20 protein-coding genes are annotated in these 22,604 nt (G+C 35.0%); 13 read left to right on the forward strand and 7 right to left on the reverse strand.

All coding sequences use genetic code 11. From position 1 onward, the window contains the following. Nucleotides 1-94: 94 nt before the first annotated feature. From NX902_RS06555 to NX902_RS06585, 7 genes are all read left to right on the forward strand, one after another. Entirely contained in the window at nt 95-1,027 is a 933-nt protein-coding gene (locus tag NX902_RS06555; protein WP_095330069.1) for an ABC transporter ATP-binding protein, read from the forward strand. Nucleotides 1,028-1,038: 11 nt separating this feature from the next. Next, nucleotides 1,039-2,295 carry an ABC transporter permease gene (locus NX902_RS06560; protein WP_123257228.1) on the forward strand — a complete coding sequence of 419 codons (1,257 nt, stop codon included), beginning with the start codon at nt 1,039-1,041 and terminating at the stop codon, nt 2,293-2,295. Next, a complete protein-coding gene (locus NX902_RS06565; protein ID WP_163187638.1) occupies nt 2,292-3,386 on the forward strand; it encodes an ABC transporter permease in 1,095 nt (364 codons plus the stop codon). Before NX902_RS06560 ends, NX902_RS06565 begins: the two co-directional genes overlap by 4 nt. A 92-nt stretch (nt 3,387-3,478) precedes the next feature. Beyond that, complete coding sequence (locus tag NX902_RS06570) at nt 3,479-3,607, forward strand: hypothetical protein (RefSeq protein WP_268877119.1); 129 nt, start codon at nt 3,479-3,481, stop codon at nt 3,605-3,607. A gap of 171 nt (nt 3,608-3,778) precedes the next feature. Beyond that, entirely contained in the window at nt 3,779-4,540 is a 762-nt protein-coding gene (locus NX902_RS06575) for a class I SAM-dependent methyltransferase (RefSeq protein WP_249937916.1), read from the forward strand. 179 nt (nt 4,541-4,719) lie between these two features. Continuing rightward, nucleotides 4,720-5,502 carry an ABC transporter ATP-binding protein gene (locus NX902_RS06580; RefSeq protein WP_095330123.1) on the forward strand — a complete coding sequence of 261 codons (783 nt, stop codon included), beginning with the start codon at nt 4,720-4,722 and terminating at the stop codon, nt 5,500-5,502. Beyond that, on the forward strand, nt 5,499-7,118 hold the full coding sequence (locus NX902_RS06585; RefSeq protein ID WP_171509434.1) for a hypothetical protein: 1,620 nt from the start codon (nt 5,499-5,501) through the stop codon (nt 7,116-7,118). Before NX902_RS06580 ends, NX902_RS06585 begins: the two co-directional genes overlap by 4 nt. A gap of 64 nt (nt 7,119-7,182) precedes the next feature. Here the strand turns inward: NX902_RS06585 and NX902_RS06590 are convergent, their stop codons facing one another. Continuing rightward, on the reverse strand, nt 7,183-8,037 hold the full coding sequence (locus NX902_RS06590; RefSeq protein WP_171509435.1) for a MurR/RpiR family transcriptional regulator: 855 nt from the start codon (nt 8,035-8,037) through the stop codon (nt 7,183-7,185). A gap of 166 nt (nt 8,038-8,203) precedes the next feature. Here NX902_RS06590 and NX902_RS06595 point away from each other — a divergent pair, with 166 nt between their 5' ends. Further along, complete coding sequence (locus NX902_RS06595) at nt 8,204-9,220, forward strand: Gfo/Idh/MocA family oxidoreductase (RefSeq protein WP_171509436.1); 1,017 nt, start codon at nt 8,204-8,206, stop codon at nt 9,218-9,220. A 1-nt stretch (nt 9,221) separates the two neighbouring features. Further along, nucleotides 9,222-10,220, forward strand: a complete 999-nt coding sequence (locus NX902_RS06600; RefSeq protein ID WP_171509437.1) for a Gfo/Idh/MocA family protein — start codon at nt 9,222-9,224, stop codon at nt 10,218-10,220. Between the two features lie 114 nt (nt 10,221-10,334). Here NX902_RS06600 and NX902_RS06605 read toward each other — a convergent pair whose 3' ends face one another. Both NX902_RS06605 and NX902_RS06610 read right to left on the reverse strand, forming a co-directional pair. Further along, on the reverse strand, nt 10,335-11,237 hold the full coding sequence (locus NX902_RS06605; RefSeq protein WP_095330063.1) for an ArsR/SmtB family transcription factor: 903 nt from the start codon (nt 11,235-11,237) through the stop codon (nt 10,335-10,337). Nucleotides 11,238-11,405: 168 nt separating this feature from the next. Next, nucleotides 11,406-12,269, reverse strand: a complete 864-nt coding sequence (locus tag NX902_RS06610) for an AraC family transcriptional regulator (RefSeq protein WP_123257232.1) — start codon at nt 12,267-12,269, stop codon at nt 11,406-11,408. Between the two features lie 139 nt (nt 12,270-12,408). Here NX902_RS06610 and NX902_RS06615 point away from each other — a divergent pair, with 139 nt between their 5' ends. The 3 genes from NX902_RS06615 to NX902_RS06625 all read left to right on the forward strand — a co-directional run bounded on the left by NX902_RS06615 (nt 12,409) and on the right by NX902_RS06625 (nt 15,602). After that, nucleotides 12,409-14,373, forward strand: a complete 1,965-nt coding sequence (locus NX902_RS06615; RefSeq protein WP_171509439.1) for a glycoside hydrolase family 127 protein — start codon at nt 12,409-12,411, stop codon at nt 14,371-14,373. A 217-nt stretch (nt 14,374-14,590) separates the two neighbouring features. After that, nucleotides 14,591-15,121, forward strand: coding sequence for an NUDIX hydrolase (locus NX902_RS06620; protein WP_163187646.1), 531 nt, complete (start codon nt 14,591-14,593; stop codon nt 15,119-15,121). Next, nucleotides 15,111-15,602 carry a GNAT family N-acetyltransferase gene (locus NX902_RS06625; protein ID WP_095330059.1) on the forward strand — a complete coding sequence of 164 codons (492 nt, stop codon included), beginning with the start codon at nt 15,111-15,113 and terminating at the stop codon, nt 15,600-15,602. Before NX902_RS06620 ends, NX902_RS06625 begins: the two co-directional genes overlap by 11 nt. Before the next feature lie 77 nt (nt 15,603-15,679). Here the strand turns inward: NX902_RS06625 and NX902_RS06630 are convergent, their stop codons facing one another. Further along, nucleotides 15,680-16,243 carry a DUF2777 domain-containing protein gene (locus NX902_RS06630; protein ID WP_095330058.1) on the reverse strand — a complete coding sequence of 188 codons (564 nt, stop codon included), beginning with the start codon at nt 16,241-16,243 and terminating at the stop codon, nt 15,680-15,682. 239 nt (nt 16,244-16,482) lie between these two features. Between NX902_RS06630 and asnB the strand changes: the two genes are divergently transcribed. Continuing rightward, nucleotides 16,483-18,330: an asparagine synthase (glutamine-hydrolyzing) gene (gene asnB, locus NX902_RS06635; RefSeq protein WP_163187648.1), complete on the forward strand. Its 1,848-nt coding sequence runs from the start codon at nt 16,483-16,485 to the stop codon at nt 18,328-18,330. 49 nt (nt 18,331-18,379) lie between these two features. Here asnB and NX902_RS06640 read toward each other — a convergent pair whose 3' ends face one another. The 3 genes from NX902_RS06640 to NX902_RS06650 all read right to left on the reverse strand — a co-directional run bounded on the left by NX902_RS06640 (nt 18,380) and on the right by NX902_RS06650 (nt 22,561). Further along, nucleotides 18,380-19,480, reverse strand: a complete 1,101-nt coding sequence (locus NX902_RS06640) for a GerAB/ArcD/ProY family transporter (RefSeq protein WP_171509440.1) — start codon at nt 19,478-19,480, stop codon at nt 18,380-18,382. Nucleotides 19,481-19,736: 256 nt separating this feature from the next. Beyond that, nucleotides 19,737-20,642, reverse strand: coding sequence for a DMT family transporter (locus NX902_RS06645; RefSeq protein WP_123259789.1), 906 nt, complete (start codon nt 20,640-20,642; stop codon nt 19,737-19,739). 137 nt (nt 20,643-20,779) lie between these two features. Further along, nucleotides 20,780-22,561: an alpha-glycosidase gene (locus NX902_RS06650; RefSeq protein ID WP_445668895.1), complete on the reverse strand. Its 1,782-nt coding sequence runs from the start codon at nt 22,559-22,561 to the stop codon at nt 20,780-20,782. Between the last annotated feature and the right edge of the window lie 43 nt (nt 22,562-22,604).

Genomic DNA, 22,604 nt, shown 5'->3' on the forward strand with positions numbered 1-22,604 from the left:
GACTATAGTCATTTTATTTTTGGAAAAAAATGACCTTTAGGTATAGGAATGGAAGAGTCTTTTCTTTATTCTGTATATAGAAAGGATGATTGCCTTGTTAGAAATAATGAATTTATCTAAATCATTTAAAGGGAAGCAAGTTGTGAATTCTGTCAATTTATATTTAGAGCGTGGAGAAATTGTAGGCTTACTTGGACCGAATGGTGCAGGTAAATCTACAACAATATCTATGATATCTTCTTTGGTTTCTCCTCAAGAGGGGGACGTACGTTTAAATAATGAAAGTATTTTAAAAACACCGCAGGCATTACGGAAGGTTCTTGGAGTAGTACCACAAGAACTTGCTGTTTATATGGATTTATCTGCTCGAGAAAACTTACTATTTTTCGGTAAAATGCATCGTATTCCTAAAAAAATTTTACAGAAGAGAGTAGATGAAGTTCTTGAAATAATTGGTTTAAAAGAACGGGAAAAGGATTTGGTCAAAACCTTCTCAGGCGGAATGAAACGAAGATTAAATATTGGTGTTGCTTTAATCCATGAACCAGAAATTATTATTATGGATGAACCAACTGTTGGAATTGATCCACAATCCAGAAATTATATTTTAGAAACAGTAAAAAGACTAAATAAGGAAAAGCAAATGACAGTTCTTTATACAAGTCATTATATGGAAGAAGTAGAGTTTCTTTGTAATCGAATTTATATTATGGACCATGGTGAAATCATTGCTTCGGGAACGAAGGAGGATATTAAAAATATTCTTTCGGCAGAAACAGCCATTAACATTAAGGTGGAAATCGTCAAACATGAATTTACAGAAGCCCTCCGTCATCTTGAAAGCATTAAGAATATCTCGATTCAACAATCAGTGATTACGGTTATTGTACCAAGGGAAGTGAATTTGTTAAAAGATATATTGCGGATTGCCGAAGAACAGAAGACAAATGTACTCTCTGTAAATATTGAGGCGCCTACTTTAGAAGATGTGTTCTTGCATTTAACAGGCCGTCAATTAAGAGATTAGGAGGATTCCAGATGCTTTGGCAAATGATAAAAAAAGAATTATTACTGATTTGGAGAAGACCCCGAGAGCTGGTTGTCTTGTTGTTAATGCCATTTGTGCTTATCACGATTCTTGGCAGCGCATTAGGAGCTTTGGATAATGATAGCGAAGTGGAAGTAAAAGCGAAGCTAGCTGTGGTGGTAGAGGATCAAGAACAGCAAGCCCAACAAGAAATAATAGAAAAAATAAACCAGTCTCCTTTAAGCAATCAAGAGAAAAATGCAAAAATAGCGCATATTCAGGCTCTGCAGCCGATAGCTACATTTATGAAAGCAGTCGGGGAAAGTCCTGATTTGAAGAAATTCCTTTCCGTTACGGAATATAATGACCGGACCAAAGTAAAGGAAAAGGATTTTGACGGTGTATTATTGATTCCCGAAGGATTTACTTCTGACTTTTATACGAATTTTTTAGAGGAAGAAACCGATCTTCCATCGTGGATAATAAAGACAAAAAACCAAGAGTCCCTTCAGGCAACTATTATTGAGGATATTTTGGCGAATTATCAAAAAGAGTGGACGTATCTAAAGACAGCCCAAGATCTTCAAATTGATTATTCAACATTAGTTAGCGAAAAAGCAAATGGACAAATCAAAAATATCGAAAAGAAAAAGGAAATCAGCGCTTTTGCTTATTATGGAGTGGGCATGTCTGTGATGTTTGTATTCTATATATCTACAACGGTAGCAGGCTTTGCGTATCAGCAAAAAGAAGAGCTTTTGTATGAACGTATCTTACTAGCAAATGTTCCGAAAATCATGTTTTTTGCTGGTATTTTTATCTCAGCCTTTATTCTGTCTTTTTTACAGCAGACCATTCTGTTTAGCTTAATAGCATTGATTTATGGAGTCGTCTTTTCTAGTATGATAAATCAATTAATTGTTATTTTAACGGTAAATCTAATGGCAGCAGCATTTGCTACTATAGCAACTGCAATTTCCTTTGCTGCTAAGTCACGAAATGTGGAAAGTATTTTTTCTTCTTTAATTGTCCCTATTCTTGCGTTTATTGGCGGCAGCTTTTTTAATGTTAGTGCGATTGGTGGATTTATGGAAACATTAGGCGAATATTCTCCAGGAGGAGCAGCACTTACTGCCTATTTAAAAGCATATCAAGGCTACCCATTGGTGGATTTATGGAGCCATCTTAAAGCAATCCTCCTATTTTCTCTTGCTTTGCTGTTGATTAGTGGGATTACCTTGAAAACAAGAGGAGGGGTTCGCCGATGAATGCAATTTTATGGGGGAAATGTAAGAAATTTATCAGACAGCCGGGTGGATTTATTATAACCTCCTTCATTTGTATCGTTTTTGCTTATTTAGTTGGAATCTCCTCTTTCACAAAAGTAGAAGTGCCAGTTTATACAGAACACTCGGAGAAAACAACTGATATTCTAGAATTTTTAAATCAAAGTGAAAGTTATTCGTTTGTTATGTATACAGAAAAAGAAGTAAAGGAACAGTTAGGAAAAGGAAAAACAGATATGGGAGTGGCGATAAATCCAGATACTTATACTATGTTTCGAGTAGCTGATACGTCCAATGTATTAATGGTTCAAAATTATCTTCAAACCTATTATGCGAATATGCTTAAGGAAAAGGCGCTGATCAATGAAGCTGCGGATAAAGAAGAAGCTAAAAGGGTGCTTGCACATAATAAAGAGACACCAATTATACCTGTTGAAACAGAACAAACATTAACGGAAAAGGAAGCAAGCTATAATCAATCGCTCCAGTCGCTCTTTGGGTTTACTTTATTCTTTTGTATTTTTACCGTTTCCTTTACTGTTATTGAAATTCTAAGAGATAAACAAAATGGAATATGGGATCGATTTATCTTATCCTCTACTTCCAAAGCACAAATATATTTGGGGCATTTATTATTTAGTTTTTTAATAGGTTATGTCCAAATAATCATTATTTTTCTTCTTTTTAAGTATGGATTAAATATTGATTTTAATGGAAATTTCCATCTGGTATTTGTTCTAATCATTCCATATTTGTACGCTATTGTAGCATTGACTATTCTCTTAACAGGTCTTGTGAAAACACCAAGCCAGTTTAATGCCTTCATTCCGTTGGTATCTGTGAGCTTTGCGATGCTAGGCGGAGCCTACTGGCCAATCGAAATTGTTACATCCAAAATAATGATTTTGTTATCTAAAGTTGTTCCTATTACTTATGGAATGGAACTATTAAAAAAAGGTGTTATCGACAGTGCTTCTTGGAATGATATCATGGTTCCAGCAGGGATTCTTTGTTTGATGGGAACAATTATGCTAGGTATTGGTATTCAGCTTATAGAAAAAAGACATGTATAAGAAAATATAAAGTGGAATATTTCGAAAAAATAAAAAATAGTGTATAATAAAGGAAAAAGATTTCCAAGTTTAGGAAGAGGGAGCTGGAACAGTTGATCCGAAAAATAGTGAAAGGCTATTTATATGTTGTAGTTCTTCCTTTGACATTTTTAATCTCTGTTATTTTTGAGCCGAGTGGAAATCTTGTTTGGTTAACAAATGACACCATTAGAGATTTGTAGGGCTTAATGGTAGTTGATAAGCTTCTGATAGTCTTTATAGAGATTAACAGAAGGAATAAAGGAGAGAATATGAGATTATGAAATCGCTGGAACATGAAATATAAAACCATTATTGTAGAGGACCTCCTCCCTATTCTTTATTGAAAAATAAAAAATAGGGAGGAATAAAAAGTGAAAGATATTAATTTTCATAGGTATTTAGAGGAAATAAACGAGAAGTTTTCAGGATGGGACTTTTCTAGCATTTATGATACAGGCAGAATCCAAAACAGCATGATTTCTTGGTCTTACGGGAGCAAAGTGATTTCTGCGATGCAGGAGGCCACAGCTGTATTGGATATGGGAACGGGGGGAGGAGAGTTTCTTTCTTTATTGAAAGGCTATTTTCCAAGTACCATTTATGCGACTGAAGGGTATAAGCCGAACGTACCGATTGCCAAAAAGAAGCTAGAGCCTTTAGGAGTGAGAGTGATGGAAGTGGTTGATGAGAATGAATTGCCATTTCCCGATAATCATTTTGATTTAATCATTAATAGACATGAGTCTTACTCCGAGAAAGAAGTGAAAAGAATTTTAAAGCCAAAAGGTATTTTTCTTACCCAGCAAGTTGGAGGTTTAGATTGCAAGGAAATAAATGACTGGTTTGAAGTTCCGCTCAATCCTGAATTTAAAGAGTGGAAACTTTCCATTGCTCTCAACCAGTTTCCTAATGCTGAATGGGAGGTTCTGGAGCACCAGGAGGAGTTTCCTGTCCAGCGTTTCTATGACTTGGGCGCACTTATTTATTATTTAAAGGCGATACCTTGGCAAGTTCCTGATTTTAGTGTGGAAAAGTACCAAAATGAACTCTATCGTTTGCATCAGTACATCGAAAAAAACGGCTTTTTTGATGCCAGCCAATCTCGTTTTTATCTAAAGATGAGAAAGAAATAACATAAGAACTATACGAGAAACTCAGTTAATACCTTAAAGGTTTAGCTGAGTTTTTTTTAGTTTTTCTAAAAAAAGGAAAATTTATTACAAGGAGAATGGAGAAATGTTACAATAAAAGAAGGATTAATTCTTTTTTTGTAAATTGGAACAATTATGAAAAGGGAGGGGAGTTAGTGGCTGTGGAAGAAATCATTACGATAAAAGGACTATGGAAAAACTATGGTGCAAAGGAAGTTTTAAAAGGAATAGATCTTCATGTTTCTCGAGGGGAGATTATTGGATATATTGGGCCAAATGGGGCTGGGAAAAGTACCACTGTTAAGATTCTTCTTGGGATTGAAACGTATGTCAAAGGGGAAGTAAAACTTTTTGGTAAGGAGATTAACCAAAATTCTATCGAATATAAACGGAGAATTGGTTATGTGCCAGAGATAGCAGAGGTTTATGATAATTTAACTGCATATGAGTATTTAACCTTTATTGGTCAATTGTATGGGATGAAGGTTGAATTTGTTGATCAAAAAGCCCAAAAGTTAATGGAACTCTTTGGAATTGGGGAGGTCTATCATTCAAGAATATCTTCTTATTCAAAAGGAATGCGGCAAAAACTACTAATTATTTCTAGCGTATTGCATAATCCGGATATTTTATTTCTAGATGAACCCATCAATGGGCTTGATGCCAATAGTGTGATGATATTTAAAGAAATTCTTGCACAGCTGGCATCCTCTGGCAAAACAATCTTTTATTCTTCGCATATTATGGATGTGGTAGAAAAGATAAGCAGTCGGATTATTTTATTAAATGACGGAAAGGTTGTAGTAGATGGAAGCTTTAAAGAGCTGCAGGCACAAAATCAACAAGGTAGTTTAGAAGGTATCTTTAACCAACTTACAGGCTTTTATAATCATAGAGAAATAGGTGAATCCTTTGTGTCTGTTGTGCAAGAGGTGCAGACATGACAGATTATAAGGTATTAAAACTTCTTGATCACTTTAAAGCTTTTTTTCTGAAAATAGGCATCGATTATGAGGTGTTAAGAGCCATTTTGCAAGTAAAGCTTATAATGGATCAACGGAAGCTGCCAACTATCTTTTCACAATCCATTCAAAAGAAAGAAAAAAAAGAGGATAAATACGCCTATATCAAATCTTTGTGGTTATATGCCTTAATGGGATTAATTCTTATTCCCTTTATGGCTTTCGGGGATAATTATCTTTTTCAAATGAGTATCTCTTTTGGAATCATTTTATTTCTTGTTATGACCTCTATGATTTCCGATTTTTCTGCTGTCTTATTAGATGTTCGCGATAAGCATATTGTCCATTCGAAGCCAGTTAATAGAAAAACCATTAATGCAGCGAAAGTGTTGCATATAATGATTTATTTGTCACAACTAACGATTGCCATAACGCTTGTTCCGCTAATGGTAAGTTTGATCAAACAAGGAATCGTCTTTTTTCTATTAACCATTGTTCTTCTTGTGTTAGCCAATTTATTTATTGTTGTTATGACAGCATTATTATATTTGGCTATTTTGCGTTTTTTTGATGGGGAAAAGTTAAAAGATGTTATTAACTATGTGCAGATCGGTCTATCTATCATGATTATGATAGGGTATCAGATTGTAATTCGAAGCTTTGAATTTGTTGATTTAAATATTATTTATGAAGTGCATTGGTGGCATCTATTCATTGTTCCTATGTGGTTTGCAGGACCGTATGAATGGGTTTTGAACGGAAATACGGAAATGATGATGATCCTTCTTGCGACAATCGCCTTTGTTTTACCGATCCTCGCTATTATTATTTATGGAAGGCTAGTTCCTGTTTTTGAGAAAAGTTTAGAAAAATTAACAAGTCAAAGTAAGGCGAGAAAAAGAAAGATATTGAAGATTAAAGAGTGGGTATTATCGCTATATATAAAAAGCAGGGAAGAAAAAGCCTTTTATCATTTCACAGAGCAAATGATCAGCCAGGAAAGAGATTTTAAGCTAAAGGTTTATCCGTCAATCGGTTTTTCGATCGTTATTCCCTTTTTATTTCTTTATAGTGGAACGAATTTGGAGGATATCGATTTTTCCACGAGTTCGGCTTATTTAACGATTTATTTTACCATGATTAATATCCCAACAATTATTTTTATGTTGAGGTTTTCCGGAAAATATAAAGGGGCTTGGATTTTTACTATTCTCCCCGTCGCTGACTTTTCTGCGTATTATAAAGGTTCATTAAAAGCAGTCATTAGCAAATTATATTTACCTATTTATTTTTTATTAAGCTTTGTGTTTTTATTTCTGTTTGGAATAAGAATTATTCCTGATTTGCTAGTAGTCTTTCTATCTGCTTTCTTTTATGCTATTGTTTGTAATTTGTTATTAGATAAACAAATCCCTTTTTCACTGTCTTTTGAATCAGGTGGAAATCAACAAAGCTGGAGATTATTCCTTCTGCTCATTCCATTGCCGATTTTAGCAGGTATCCATTATATCAGTAGTACTTTTCCTTATGGTGTATATATTTACGCTCTGTTGCTTTTCTTTGTAAATCTTTTATTTTGGAAGAAATGGAAGCCTTAGCAGATAGTGTCGTTTTTAAATCCCCTAGTTTAACTATATTTAGACTAAGGGATTTTCTTATATTTTAAAAAGAAAAGCGATCTATTAATTCCGTACTTTTTCTTTGATGCTCTCTGTTCTGTGTGTAATTTATTTGATACAAGCTGGAAAATAAGACATTAAGTACATAATCAATGGATACTTGTGATGCAAAGGTAGCGATTTTGTCTGTTTCTTTCTTTTCTAAAGCTGGTATGGTTAAAACAACATCTGCCATTTTGGCTAATTTACTTTCAGGAAAGGCGGTTAACAATAAAATCGGCACCTTTCTTTCTTTTAATATACGAGCAGCAATGAAGTCCTCATTTGATTTAGCTTCATAAGTAATAAAAAAGGCGCAGTCATTTCTTTTAATGTTAACAGTGTTGTTGGCAAATTCATTACGGGCCGTTGCGATTATGGCATATTTATTTATCTTCAAAAGTTTATTTTGGAAACTTTCGGCCCGAATTTGCGAATCTCCTACAGCATACATAAAGATGCGGTTTGAATTGTATAGATACTTAGTCATTTTAAAAAGGGATTTTTCCTTTAAGAGCTCATAGCTTTCTTTGATGGCCTGTTGCGTTAAATACATCATATCCTGGCTGATTTTCATAAGAGAAGCATCATCCTCAAATGGGATATTCGGATTAATTTCAGATAAAACATGGTTTTTTTGCTCGATCGATTTAACAAGCATAATTTTAAAATCTTTAAAGCCCTTCATTCCTAACTTTTGTGCAAAGCGAATGATAGAAGTATGAGAAGTAAATGTTTTTTGTGCTAACTCTTGGATTGTCATTCTCTCAATTAAGTTAGCATTCTCCAAAATATATTTTGCAATATTTTTTTCTGCTGCTGTATAATCCGTTCTATTGGCAATTTGTTTTAGCAACAAATCGGCTCACCCCTTTAAAATTGAACATTTTGTTCATTAAATCAGCTTAATTTCAGATGGAAGCTTGAACATTTTATCCTAAATCCATTAATGCAAAAGCTTTACATGGAATTCTCTGTTATTCCATCCTATAATAATCCCATTAAGGAAAAAAGGAGTGCCTTTTATGCTGACAATTGGATACATAGGAAATGGCAAAAGTACAAATCGGTATCATCTTCCTTTTACTTTACAAAGAGACCATATTAAGGTGAAAACAATTTATCGTAGAAACCCAGCCCATGATACATGGAAGAAACATAAACATATTCATTATACTACGGATTTAAATGAGATACTCAAGGATCAAGAGATTCAATTACTCGTAGTAACAACATCTCATGACTATCATTATGCATTTGCTAAGTTAGCTTTAGATCATAATAAACATGTGCTAGTGGAAAAGCCATTTATGATGTCGGTAGAAGAAGCCGAAGAAATATTCCTATATGCAAAAGAAAAAGGACTTGTTGTTCAATGCTATCAAAACCGCCGTTATGATTCAGATTTTCTGACAACAAAAAAAGTGATAGAGAGTGGTAAATTAGGAGATTTATTAGAAGTAGAATTGAATTATGACTATTATCGACCAGAAGTGCCAGAATCAGTCCAGGTTTATAATAATTATCGCAGCTTTATGTACGGACATGGTACCCATACGATCGACCAGGTCATATCTTATTTTGGAAAACCGCAGCATGTTCATTATGATGTAAGACAATTACTAGGACAAGGACGAATGAATGACTATTTTGACTTAGATTTTTATTATGATCAGTTAAAGGTTTCGATTAAGTCAAGTTACTTCCGTCTAAAAGAAAGACCAAGCTTTGTTGTTTACGGTAAGAAGGGAAGCTTCATTAAACATTCGAAAGATAGACAAGAGGAACATTTAAAACTTTTCTATATGCCTGATGGAGAGAGTTTTGGGATAGACCAACCAGAACATTATGGTACCCTAACTTATATAGATGAGAACGGAGATTACCATGAAGAAAAAGTTGTATCAAAGGCAGGGGATTATGGGCGAGTGTATGATGAAATGTATAATACAATCATCCATGGGGAAGAAAAAATAATAAAAGATGAGGAAACGCTATTACAATTGGCAATTTTAGAAGCGGGAATGAAGGGATGTAAATAAAATGAAACTTGGAATAGTGGGAGCAGGAAAGATTGTTCAAGATTTATTACCTATGTTTAAATCTATTCCACAAATTGACTTGATGGCGATTTTTGGAAGACCCAATAAAAAGGGATTTTTGTTAGACTTACAAAAGGAATATCTTATAAACAAAATATATGTTGATTATAAAGAGATGCTTGCAGATACTGATATAGATGTCGTTTATATAGCATTGCCTAATCAGCTTCATTATTCCTATACAAAACAAGCTTTGGAAGCCAGAAAACATGTTATTTGTGAGAAGCCTTTTACCTCTAATTTAAAGGAATTGCAGGAATTAGAAAAGATTGCCCAAAGGAATGATCTTTATTTAATAGAAGCAATTACTAATCAATATAGAGGGAATTTTTTACAAATAAAAGAGTTGCTTCCTAAGTTAGGAGATATCAAGGTGGTAGAAGCAAATTATTCACAGTACTCCTCACGTTATGATGCTTTTAAAGAGGGAAACATTTTACCAGCTTTTAATCCAGAGATGTCAGGTGGCGCCTTAATGGATATTAACAGTTACAATATTCATTTCGTTGTTGGATTATTTGGAAAACCAATGGAGGTGCAGTATTATCCCAATTTGTCACGAGGGATTGATACCTCTGGAGTCTTGGTTTTAGAGTATGAGCGCTTTAAAGCGGTATGTATAGGTTCTAAAGATAGCAGGGGAGCATCATTTGCGACTATTCAAGGCGATAATGGCTTTTTGACAATTGATGGGCCTGTTAACAGCATAGATTCATTTACTATCAGCAATGCAAGTAATGTAGAAGAGAAGATAAATAAAAATGAGCATAAACATCGAATGTATGAAGAATTTGTTGCATTTGAAAAAATAATACGCGAGAAAAACAAAAGTGAAATGCTAAAAAGACTAGAACATAGTCTTCAAGTGATGGAGATTCTTACAATGGCAAGAAAAAAGGCAGGAATCATTTTTGCTGCCGATAAAGGGATAAACGAATAGGCTTGAAAGAAAGTCTTCTATATAATAGAGGACTTTTTTAATTGGGAAGGAAGCAACGAGGAAGGTAAGGGAAACAAGTGACTGTTTCCCAATGCATTAAAGTAAGTCCTTCTCTTATAAATAATAGACTTTGAAAATAATGTCCTGTGGGTGATTTCCGAATTTCTTCCCAAAAATAGTGGCGCCTCCAACATATTCAGCATCTTCTTTCACTTCAATTCGAAATGTCCAGCGATCACAGTTGTCATCCAATTCATTGATGGTAACTGCGGATATTGGATCTCCATCAATATATGTACCATGGTTTGTAATTCGCAGTGTTTTAAGAAGCCCGTATTGATTTAGATTATGCGGCCACCATTCAGGTGTAAGTTTACCTCGTGTATCTGCAAAGTCTCCAGGACTTCTCCAAGTTCCAAGTTCTAATCCATTTAGTGAAAAGGTAATATCAGAAGGCCAATTATCATTAGAAAATGGAAATTCTGAACACACTTCTAAACTAATTTCAAATTGCTGGATTTTTTCTTCCTTTTTTAAAAAGTTTGGGATGGTGTATTGGATAAAGCCTTGAGTAAACCACAAAATTTCTGCTTCCACTCTTTTTGGATCCATAAAGAGTTTCGGTTCATCTACTCTGCCAATAAAATCCTTTTCAGAAGCTAATCCACAGGTTGGTTTTAAATCATAATCTGTGTAATGACCAATTGGAACAGAGGTTTCGTAAGAAGCAAAAGAATGATAGATTTTCTTCGGAAAATTGATTTCGATGTGGTCTACTTTTAACATGGAAATTTTTTGTAATCCGGACTTTCCTGGAATCTTTTCAGTCTTTATTAGACCTGCATCTTCTAATTTTTTTACATGCTTTGTTACAATTGCACTGCTGATGCCCAATTCTTTGGCAAGCTCTTTTATATTCATTTTATTTTTAGACAGTAACTGAATAATTGTCATTCGAACTTCACTTGCTAAAGCTTCGTACACGACTAAAGAGGATTTATCGATCCCCAATTGCATATAGACCCCTTCTTTCAGTATGTTTGATTAACTGTAAAGTTTCTTTCTTATACAAAAAATAACACGGAAATTAATCTCTGTAAATGTTTTCTTTTAATCCAAAGAATGATTAATATTAATGTTAATATTTTTATTGATAAAGTTTATTAAGTTTATAGTATCATTATCTTAAATATTATTTAATTTAATATGCCTTAAGGCAGAACGGAAAGCAGTTGGTGTCATGTTTTCTGTTTGCTTAAATACTCTCATAAAATATTTCTCATCTTTAAAACCACAGTCGGCAGCAACTTTCGTAACAGTATCATTCGTGTTTAATAATAATGATTTTGCCTTCTCTAATCTAACTTGAAGAATAAATTGGCTAATTGTTGTTCCGATATTTTTTGAAAAAGTATGTGATAAGTAAGCTTTATTATATCCAAAATGATTGGCGATTTCTTCTATTGTTAAGGGGTGATTGCTGTTCATCCGAATCCATTCTTTTACATAGTGTAAGAAACGATTATGTGGTTCTCTCTCTGCAGAATCTTCATAGACACTACGGGCTTCCTCACTAAGCTCTAATAGGATAGCTGTTACTAAATAATCAAGAAAACCATTATTTGTTTGAGATGATTTCATGCTTGCGATTAATTGATTTAACAAAATGATGGTTTTAGAAAGATTCATTTCAGATGAATACAAAGGTAAATATATTTCTGGAGAGGAGCTTTTTTGTGCGTAGGGATTTGAAACAGCCTTTTTTCCTTGTGGAAGATAAAAGTGGAACCAATAGAATGATAGGCCCTTTTCTGAGTGTTTACTACCTTTAAAGGATGTGTTGGCAGGAATGAAAAGAAATTCATTTTCTTTTAATTCATATGCGGTATTATCTACCTCTAAATAGAGAGTACCAGAAATACATAGGATAATTTCTTCATTTGGATTTTTTCTTGGTGCATGAGACCATGGAACATCTGACACAAATAAACCAGCTGAATGAAAGGGTACCGCTCCTGTTAGACGGGAAAGTATATACGTTTCTTGCATCTTTTTTCCTCCTTTTGAAGATATGGTAGCATGATCATCTAGTTTATGTCCACCACATCTATTTGTTATCCTACTTACATCATACGTGAAAACAGTTAAACTATTGAAAACGGTGTCAAAAAGGAATGGAGGAAGTAAATTGTTAAGTGAATTTGCCTTAAACAAGGTGCATATAAAGGATACATTTTGGAATTATTATGTCAAAAATATTAAGCACAAAACAATTCCCTTTCAATATAAAGTGATGGATAACGATATGGATATTAATATTGAGAGGGAAAGAGAGGATGAGAGTTTACCAGCAGAGAAAAGCAATGCTATCGAAAATTTTCGCATAGCAGCTGGATTAAAAGGTGGAGAACATTACGGCTGGTTTTTTCAAGATAGTGATGTGTACAAATGGCTAGAAGCAGTTTCATACAGTTTGCAAATTTCTCCAGATAAGGAATTAGAGGAGCTTGCTGACAGTGTCATCGATTTAATTGGCAAGGCACAAGAAAAAGATGGCTATTTACAAACTTTTTTTCAAGTGAAATTTCCTAATAGAAAATATCGTGAGCTGTACTATAGTCATGAATTATATTGCGCTGGACACTTAATTGAAGCGGCTATAGGCTATACAGAAGCTACAGGGAAAAGAGCATTATTGCAGATTGCATTAAAGGTAGTAGACAATATTGCAAAGCATTTTGGTTATGAAGAAGGAAAAATACAGGGAGCTGATGGTCACCAAGAAATTGAACTAGCGTTAGCAAAATTGTATGAGTTTACTGGGGAGAAGAAATATTTAGATTTAGCAGCCTTCTTTATAGATGTGAGAGGAAAAGATCCATTATTCTATGACAAGCAAGTAGAGCAAAACAATAAAGACGGAATAACAAATGAGCATCCAAAGATTGATTTAAAGTATTTACAAGCATATATTCAGCCGAAAAAGCAGACAACAGCAGTTGGCCATGCAGTTCGAATGTTGTATATGGCAACTGGGATGGCAAGGATTGCAAAACATTCAAACGATGAACAACTATTTATGGCTTGTAAAGAAATTTGGCGGGACGTTATCAAGAAGAAGATGTATATAACTGCTGGTGTTGGTTCTACTGTTCATGGGGAGGCATTTACAGGTGAATATGATTTGCCGAATGACACCATGTACTGTGAGACATGTGCCTCTATCGCTCTTATTTATTTTGCGTATGAGATGTTTAAAATAGAACAAAAGGCAGAATACATAGAGATTATGGAACGGGCATTATATAATGGTGCTCTTTCTGGAGCATCTATTGATGGAGAACATTTTTTCTATGTGAATCCACTGGAAGTATATCCGTCCATAAGTAAGAATAATCCTGGGCAAGGGCATGTGAAGTCCCAGCGGCCAAATTGGCTTGGTTGTGCTTGCTGTCCGCCAAACTTTGCGCGAACAATCGGTTCCATCCAGCGTTACTTTTATACATGGGATGAAGAAAGACAAATCATTTACAGCAATCTATTTGTTTCTAGTAACCTAGACTTTCCGGGAGGCACCTTAGAGCAAATGACAGAATTTCCGAAGCAAAATAGGGTGAAATATCGCCTCAAAACGGATGGGCAATTAGTTACTTTAAAAATTCGTATTCCCGAGTGGCTAAAAAATCCATTACTATATGTGGAAGGAACTACAATCGAAATAAATATGATTGATGGCTATATGGAATTAAAAAGGAAGTGGAATGGAGAAATAGTGGAACTTGTCTTTGAGACACCAGTGTTGGCTGTCACGGCAAATCCTAACGTAGTTGCCGATGTTAATCGTATAGCTATACAAAGGGGCCCTTTTGTTTACTGTGCAGAATCGATAGATAATGAAGAGAAACTACAAACCTATCATATCAACCCCAAAAACCTTGAATGGGCAAAGGTATGCTATCAGCCAGGTGTATTAAATGGGATTACTCAACTTATGGTGGAAGCAGATCATGAACTAGTCGATAGAAGTTGGCATGAAACATTATACCAATTTAATTTCAGGGGGAATACAGAAAAGAAAGAACTTACACTCATTCCTTATTATTCCTGGGGAAATAGAGGAGAATGTGAAATGGTTGTATGGCTATATAAGTAGAGTGCTTAAAGCATAAGGATAGATAGACTTCCTTATGCTTTTTTACTTTTTTGGAGAAATAATGGATACATGGGAGAAGGCTTCCTTCTTTCTGGAAGCATGCTGACTATAACAATAGTAGTTGGTTTTAGAGAATGGAGTAAGCTTTTGAATTCTGATAAAATCAAGTTAATTATCTTTAGAAAGAGTGCAATCAAATGAATAGGGGGGGATAGGATTGAAAGAAGAGAGAAAGTTTCATCGGCCGTTTGGGGTGTATGGGGTTAACACGGAAAATGATAAATTACTCGTAATACATAAGAAAAGAGGACCTTATGCTAATCGCTTTGATTTGCCAGGAGGAAGCTTGGAACCAGAGGAAAGTTTGGCGACAGCCATGAGGAGAGAGTTTCTCGAAGAGACGGGGATAAAGATTGCCATAGAGAAGCAAATAGGTATGGCTGATTTTTTATTTCCTTGTATATGGAGAGAATATACTCATATTCATCATATCGCTGCTTTTTATACAGTAAGGAAAGTAGGCGGGGAAATTTCAATACCAAAGCAATTTGAAGGACAGGATTCGTTTGGTGCGGAATGGGTCGCCTTAAACGATCTGTCTATACATAATGCTTCTCCACTTGTGCTAAAGGCAATAGAGTGGATACAAACAGGTTCAATTGGACTTGAAGTAACTTGGTTTGAGAAATGGGAAGTGAAGAAATCCCTCCAAATAGAAGGAAAAAAGGAGAGCACAGATGATTATTAGAAAAGCGAAGGATGAGGATGCCAAAAGGATTGCAAAAGTACATGTAGATAGTTGGCGCACTACTTATAAAGGAATAGTTCCGGATTTATTTTTAGAAAGGCTTAATTATGAGGAAAGAGAAGAGATATGGAAGAAAGCAATCCCGACTGGAAGTGTCTTTGTTGCTGAAAATGAAACTGGAGAAATTATTGGTTTCGCTAATGGAGGAAAAGAAAGAAGCGGACAGTATCCAGGTTATGTTGGTGAGTTATACGCCATCTACCTTTTGGAAGCATTTCAAGGACAAGGGATTGGAAGCTTGTTAGTAAAAAAGGTAATGGAATATTTAAAGGAAATCGGTCTCTTCCCGATGATTATTTTGGCTTTAGCAGATAATCCGGCTTGTAAGTTTTATGAAGCCAATGGCGGGAAAAGAATCGGGACTGAAGAAGTTGAAATAGGCGGCAAAAAATTAACGGAAGTTGTTTTTGGATGGAAATAAGGGAGCTTCGATTGCTTATCAGACAATGAAAACTGTCGGCAGGCATTCATTCTGTCGACAGTTTATTCAGATCATTTTTAAGAAGTCAATTTTTCCACAATCATTCGTTTTCCAGTATTTAAGGTGAATTCAAAGCGGTCTGTGCTTTTTTCATTATAAAAGAAATGATGATTAACACTACAAAGTCCTTCTTCATTATCAAAAATCATCATATTAACCCCGTTCTTTCGTTTTTCATCCTTTAAAAAAGTAAGATGATTATAACAGTATATACAATCGTATATGGAGAACTTCATCGAATTTAAAGTAGTGATAAACTGATAAAAGCTATCGTCGCTTAAGTCGTCTAATAATTCTTCTAAAGCAAACACAAGGTGTTTTCTTATGCGGATAGGATCTTCGTGCTCTAGAAAATGAATGGTACCAGAAACATTTACTTTGCCATCCTCCAGGAGAATGCCTTTTCGCCAGCGATTGAAAGAACGTATCTCAATTTCTTGGTGTAAATATTCATCCAGCATGGCTGCTTCTTCTGTTTCTTCATCAAAAAAAATCCATTGATTATTTATATATTCGACTGTACCTTTCGTAAAGGCACGTGTTTGAAATTCAATAAGTTTTGATCTATGCTGATTGTTCATTGTAAACCTCCCAAAGATTACACGCCCATAAATTCTTTTTAGACAGATAAACAAAATTTTATAACTAATCCTTCTTTTTCCTTCCTTAAAACATTGAAAACGATTAATTTCTCTTTTTTGAATGGAACATATATAAACCTGTTATGGACAAATAACCATTTTTGATTTGGTGCATAGAATACCTCATACTGATTGATTGGTATCTAATCATAAGTTCCACGAAAGAAAGGATGATAATCATGTGTGGAATAACAGGTTGGGTTGATTACAAAAAAGATTTAAGAAACGAGTCGGAAATTTTATCGGCTATGGCTGAAACATTGGCAAAAAGAGGCCCTGATGATACAAATGTTTGGACTGCATTACATGCAGGATTCGGTCATAAACGCTTAGTGGTAGTAGATCCGCTAAATGGTATTCAACCAATGACAAAAGAAAAACAAGAATTTCACTACACTATTTGCTACAATGGTGAGTTGTATAATACTGAAGACATAAGAAAAGAATTACTAATAAAAGGATATTCATTTCAAGGTCATTCTGATACAGAAGTTTTACTTACTTCCTATATGGAGTGGGGAGAAGATTGTCTGCAATACTTAAACGGAATATTTGCTTTTGCTGTTTGGGATGAGAAACGGAACTCCTTATTTATTGGAAGAGATCGTTTAGGAGTGAAACCATTATTTTACACGGAAATTAGCACTGGTTTTATTTTTGGGTCGGAATTGAAGGCATTACTAGCCCATCCAAATGTGAAAGCAGAGCTGGATAGAGAAGGGTTAGCTGAGGTGTTTGCACTTGGACCTTCTCATACACCAGGAAGTGGTATTTTCAAAGGGATTAAAGAGCTTCGGCCAGGGCATGCATTAAAATTTACTCAGGATGGACTTAAAGTATGGCGTTATTGGAATGTGAAGAGTGAAGAACATACGGATACTTTTGAGGAAACGGTCGAAAAAGTACGCTTTCTTTTTAAAGATGCTGTGAAAAGACAATTAGTATCAGATGTACCATTAAGCACGTTTCTTTCAGGTGGAGTGGATTCAAGTGCTATTACAGCAATTGCTTCCATGGAATATAAAAGAACAGGGAAAGGACCGCTTCATACGTATTCCATCGATTATGAAGGCAATGATAAGTTCTTTAAAGCAAATGAATTTCAGCCAAATTCAGATGGTGTGTATATAAAAAAAATGACAGATACATTTGGAACCATTCACCATAATTGTATCATCACCCAAGAGACATTAGCTGACTTTTTACATGAGGCAGTAACAGTCAGAGATGTGCCTGGTATGGCAGATGTAGATTCTTCCCTTTTATGGTTTTGTCGAGAAATAAAAAAAGACTTTGTCGTTAGCTTATCTGGGGAATGCGCAGATGAAATTTTTGGAGGCTATCCATGGTTTAGAAGAGAGGCCGATTTGCAAAGAGGAGGCTTTCCATGGATGAGATCGATCCAAGAACGACAAAACTTATTGAAAGATTCGTGGAGCAATAAATTGCAATTAGAAGATTATATGATGGATAAATATAATCAAACCATTGCAGAAACACCAAAGTTAGCAGGAGAAAGTAAAGAAGATGCTAAGCGTCGAGAATTGTTTTATCTCAATCAATTATGGTTTATGACTACTTTATTAGAGCGGAAAGATAGAATGAGTATGGGAGCAAGCCTAGAGGTGCGTGTACCATTTGCTGACCATCGTTTAGTTGAATATGTGTGGAATGTACCATGGGAAATGAAAAATTACATGGGAAGAGAGAAAGGATTATTACGGAAAGCGTTAGAAGGAATCCTACCAGATGAAGTGCTCTATCGCAAAAAAAGTCCATATCCTAAAACACATAATCCCATTTACACAAAAACAGTAAGTGATATGCTGAAAAGTGCTTTAGCAGATAAAAGTTCTGTTTTATATGAATTCTTTGATAAGGAAAGTCTCACCGAAATTATTGAAACAGAAGGCTCTGCATTTAAAGAACCATGGTTCGGCCAATTGATGACAGGTCCACAATTACTTGCCCATTTAGTACAAATCCATTATTGGTTTAAAGACTATCAGATTAATATTGTCGAATAAAATAGTGAATAATTAAACAATCCCTAGCTAGCAGGAATGACTCTGCTAGCTAGGGATTGTTATGTGATTTAACCTTCTTGATTAATAGAATAAATAATAAAAAGCAAGGGAAGGCAAATTGCAAAGGTATATATAGGAGATACGGAACAACCACTGCACCTTCTCGAACATGGTCATTTATTTCCATACTAATGAAAATAGAAAACATCGAAATAAGACAAATAATAGGTACAACATAGAAGCGATAGGGCTGTTTAAAAATATATTCTAATCCCTTTAAGCCGGAATAAATAAAGATAGAGCTCTTGATAACTATTCCTAATATGATAATAAAAACAGCTAGAGCATCTATTCTTTCAATAAACTCTCCAATTGAAATAAGTCTTGTCGTACTTAAAAGGGGAAATGTAGCCCTGGAGGAAGTATTAATCCCTAATGATAAAATAATAATTAATGTAGCAATGGTGAGCAAAAAACCTGATACAGCTACGGAAGCTAGAACAGATTTTTTTCTCCATTTTACATTCGTTATGAGAGGAAATATACACGTCATAACAAGCATTTCTCCATAAGGTCTACTCACTTCGATTGGAAATATAGCCTTCACTATTGGTAGTATCCCTCTTGCTAATACAGGTTGAATCTTTGTAATAGACAGATTGCCACTAGCAAATAAAAAGATAATAAGCAAGATCAGAAATACTGCTGAGTATGGAGTAAATATTTCTGTTGTCCGCCCTAAGATTTCAATTCCCAAATACAAAATATAGCCAATAATAAGCATTAAAGTAATAACGATGATTTCAATAGGAGTTAAAGGAAGGATAAAGGTAGATGTTAATTCCCCAAAATCCCTGATCGTTCTTGCGGCTAGATAAAAAAAATAAAGGGAATAGACGAGGGTAATAGGGATTGCCATAAATCTATTGAATCCAAACTCAATAATTTCAAACAAATTTTTAGAAGGTACTAGCTCATTTATATGAAGAAAAAAGGAGGACACTACTAAGCCGATAATGGTAGATAGAAGAACGGTAATCCAAGCATCCTCTTTTGCTGTAATACCAAGCACCACCACAAGCGTTGTCCCTAAGTTAAAGCCTATAATAATGGCAAATAACTGACTTAAAGATAGATTTTCTTTTAGCATGAAAAAGAATCTCCTAATTAGAAATATGGTATATGCTTAAAGTAGTATTTGCTAATTTACTAGGAATATGCAGAAGAGGAAAAGATTTTTGCGATTTTTAAAGGATTGATTGGTGAGGTTTGGAAAGAAAAAGGGCCGGAATAATATTTCCGGCCTAAGATTTACACTATTATCTATTGCACTTAAATATATTGAATAGCTCGCCTTATAAAAATCATATTTGATTATATTCTAGTCTTGCTGTTTCCTTGTTAATCTAACCAATTGGTTTTTCTTGCGTAATGGTAGATTTAGGTTGCTTTTGTAGGAGGAAAAAGAACACCCCGAACAAAACGAGTAATCCACCTAAAAGTTGTGCGAAGATTAATTGCTCATTCAATAGTAAAACAGCTAAAAGTGTGGCTCCGACTGGCTCACCGAGAATACTCATGGAAATAGTTGTTGCATTAACATAATTAAGTAACCAATTATTAATGACATGTGCAAGTGTTGGAACAATCGCAAGCAAAACAAATATACCCCATTCTCTGCCAGAATAGCCTGTTAATGCCTCACCAGCCAATAGATTATAAACGGTTAACAAACAAGCAGCGAAAAAGAAAACAGTAAACGTATAGATCCAGTGAGTCATTTTTTTGATAATATTTTGACCGATTAATAAGTAGCCGACTACAGCAATTACACTTAAGAAAGAAAGAACATCTCCTATAATAGCATTGCTGTCTAATCCAATGTCTCCCCAGCCAATCATTATCGCCCCAATAATGGCAATCCCCATAGTCATAATAGCAGTAGAGGTAGTTCTCTCCCGAAAGAAAATAAACCCGCCAAGAAGAGAAACAATAGGCTGTAAAGCCAATATAATCGTAGAGCTGGCTACCGTAGTAAACTTTAGAGAACTAAACCATAGGGCAAAATGCAATGCCAAAAAAGAGCCTGAAAAAAATAAGAATGCCCAATCTCTTTTTGTTAGTTTTTTAAAATCATTTCGATGGATGTAGACCATAGGAATCATAATAAGACAGGCAAGCCACATCCTGTACATACTTAAAATAGTGGCAGGTGCCTCCGACCATTTTACGAAAATCGCAGAAAATGAGATAGCGATAATCGATATAAGGAGTGGAATCCCAATGGATTTAGGTACTGTTTGCTGATTCACTTTGTTTCCCCCTGACAATTGTAACAATTCGATATAATAGTAAATATAGTACGTTCAAAGATAGGAAACAATCATTATTTTGCATCTTTTGGAAAAAAGAATCAGGTGATCATCTTAATCGATGTTCGCCTGATAGATTACCTTGTATGGATATATTCATAATTCATATTGAAACGAAGGATACTGCATTCATATGGTCCTAGTATTACGGCAAGATCATCTGATTCAGCAGCATACTCTTCTTCTGTTAATAAAAGAGAGATTTTTTTTCCGCGTAATGGAAAGGGGAGAAGAAATTGTGCTTCCTTGTCACTCTTATTGATAACCGTTAAAAGAATTTCCTCTTCCTCTTTTGTATAATAGGCTAAACAGGAATCAGACTGGGATAGAAAATAAAAAGTGCCATTATTGATAAGAGGGGAACTTTGTTTGTGTACTTGAATCAATCGCTTAACAAATTCTTTTAGCTCCGTATCATGTTCTTCTGTATTCCAAGGCATACATTTTCGACATCCAGGATCGCTGCCGCCACCTAAGCCGATTTCATCTCCATAATATATACAAGGGGTGCCAGGGTAGGTGAAAAGAAAGGTAAATAAAAGCCTCACTCGTTCTTTCCGGTAGCTGCATTCATGAAGAATTCGTGGTGTATCATGACTGCCGATAATATTAAATAATACATTATTGACTGTATCTGGATAGGCTTGTAAGGTTGTGGTCATTTCTTCCATAAATTGTTGAGGGGAAATCATATCATATGCAAAAAATTGTAATGCTTTTGTTAGTAATGGATAATTCATTACCGAATCAAATTGATCTCCTCTTAACCACGGTAAGGAATCATGCCAAATTTCCCCGAGAATGAAAATGTCAGGCTTTAATGATTTTACAACAGATCGGAAGGAACGCCAAAATTCATGGTCAATCTCATTGGCAACATCTAAGCGCCAGCCATCAATATCACATTCTGTAATCCAATATTTCGCTACATGAAGTAGATATTCTTTTACTTCTGGATTGGCTGTATTAAATTTAGGCATGGCTTCATAGAAACCGAATGTTTCATAATGCAGCATATCATTTTCTTTTAACGGAAATTTATGTATATGGAACCAATCTTTATAGCGTGAACGCTCTTCATTCTTTAGTACATCTTGAAAGGGCGGAAAATGATAGCCGCAATGATTGAAAACGGCATCAAGCATCACTCGAATCCCTCGATTATGACATTCTTTCACAAGGTACTTAAGCATCTCCCTATCGCCAAATTGCGGGTCTACTTCTAAATAGTTAATCGTATCGTATTTATGATTGCTTTTAGCGTGAAAAATTGGAGTAAGATAAATCCCTGTAATCCCAAGGTCTGTAAGATAGTCTAGGGAGTCCATAATACCTTGAAAGTCTCCGCCGAAGAAATTATATAAGCCAGGCTCCTCTTGTCCCCATTGTGCAGTATCAACTGGATTTAAAGAGCTATCCCCATTGCGGAAACGCTCTGGAAAAATTTGATACCAAATCGTTTGTGATACCCAAGATGGTGGAGTAAAAACGTCTTTCAGATGAAGATATGGCAAGCAAAAGTAAAAGCCAGCATCTTCTGGAATAAATGGAAAGAATCCCTTTTCGGTATAAGTTACTTGCTGTTCCGAATCTCGGAGAATAAAGCCATAGCGAACTCTTTTTTTATTTGTTATCGTACAATGCCAATAATCAAATAGAGAATCAGAACCGCTTTTTTCCATCGATAACCGCTGGGATACCCACTGATAGTCGACTATTTCGTATTGATCTCCATAGATTAATTCTATTTCAGTGACATTTGCCTTTTTTGTCCGGATCCGGATATGGAGAGTGTCTTTATTTTGTAAATAACAGTAATTATCTCCACTGCGATGGTAAATAGAGGCTAAATCAATCACTTTTCTCACACTCCCTTTGTAATCTTGCTATCTCTTTTGCCAC

The organism is Niallia sp. FSL W8-0954 (genome assembly GCF_038005605.1).
Classification (GTDB): domain Bacteria; phylum Bacillota; class Bacilli; order Bacillales; family Cytobacillaceae; genus Niallia; species Niallia circulans_A.

Coding starts and splice junctions, on each gene's coding strand:
- NX902_RS06585 (WP_171509434.1), top strand. CDS start 5,499: ATGACAGATTATAAGGTATTAAAACTTCTTGATCACTTTAAAGCTTTT.
- NX902_RS06625 (WP_095330059.1), top strand. CDS start 15,111: ATGATTATTAGAAAAGCGAAGGATGAGGATGCCAAAAGGATTGCAAAA.
- NX902_RS06610 (WP_123257232.1), bottom strand. CDS start 12,269: ATGCAAGAAACGTATATACTTTCCCGTCTAACAGGAGCGGTACCCTTT.
- NX902_RS06605 (WP_095330063.1), bottom strand. CDS start 11,237: ATGCAATTGGGGATCGATAAATCCTCTTTAGTCGTGTACGAAGCTTTA.
- NX902_RS06630 (WP_095330058.1), bottom strand. CDS start 16,243: ATGAACAATCAGCATAGATCAAAACTTATTGAATTTCAAACACGTGCC.
- asnB (WP_163187648.1), top strand. CDS start 16,483: ATGTGTGGAATAACAGGTTGGGTTGATTACAAAAAAGATTTAAGAAAC.
- NX902_RS06640 (WP_171509440.1), bottom strand. CDS start 19,480: ATGCTAAAAGAAAATCTATCTTTAAGTCAGTTATTTGCCATTATTATA.
- NX902_RS06560 (WP_123257228.1), top strand. CDS start 1,039: ATGCTTTGGCAAATGATAAAAAAAGAATTATTACTGATTTGGAGAAGA.
- NX902_RS06600 (WP_171509437.1), top strand. CDS start 9,222: ATGAAACTTGGAATAGTGGGAGCAGGAAAGATTGTTCAAGATTTATTA.
- NX902_RS06565 (WP_163187638.1), top strand. CDS start 2,292: ATGAATGCAATTTTATGGGGGAAATGTAAGAAATTTATCAGACAGCCG.
- NX902_RS06595 (WP_171509436.1), top strand. CDS start 8,204: ATGCTGACAATTGGATACATAGGAAATGGCAAAAGTACAAATCGGTAT.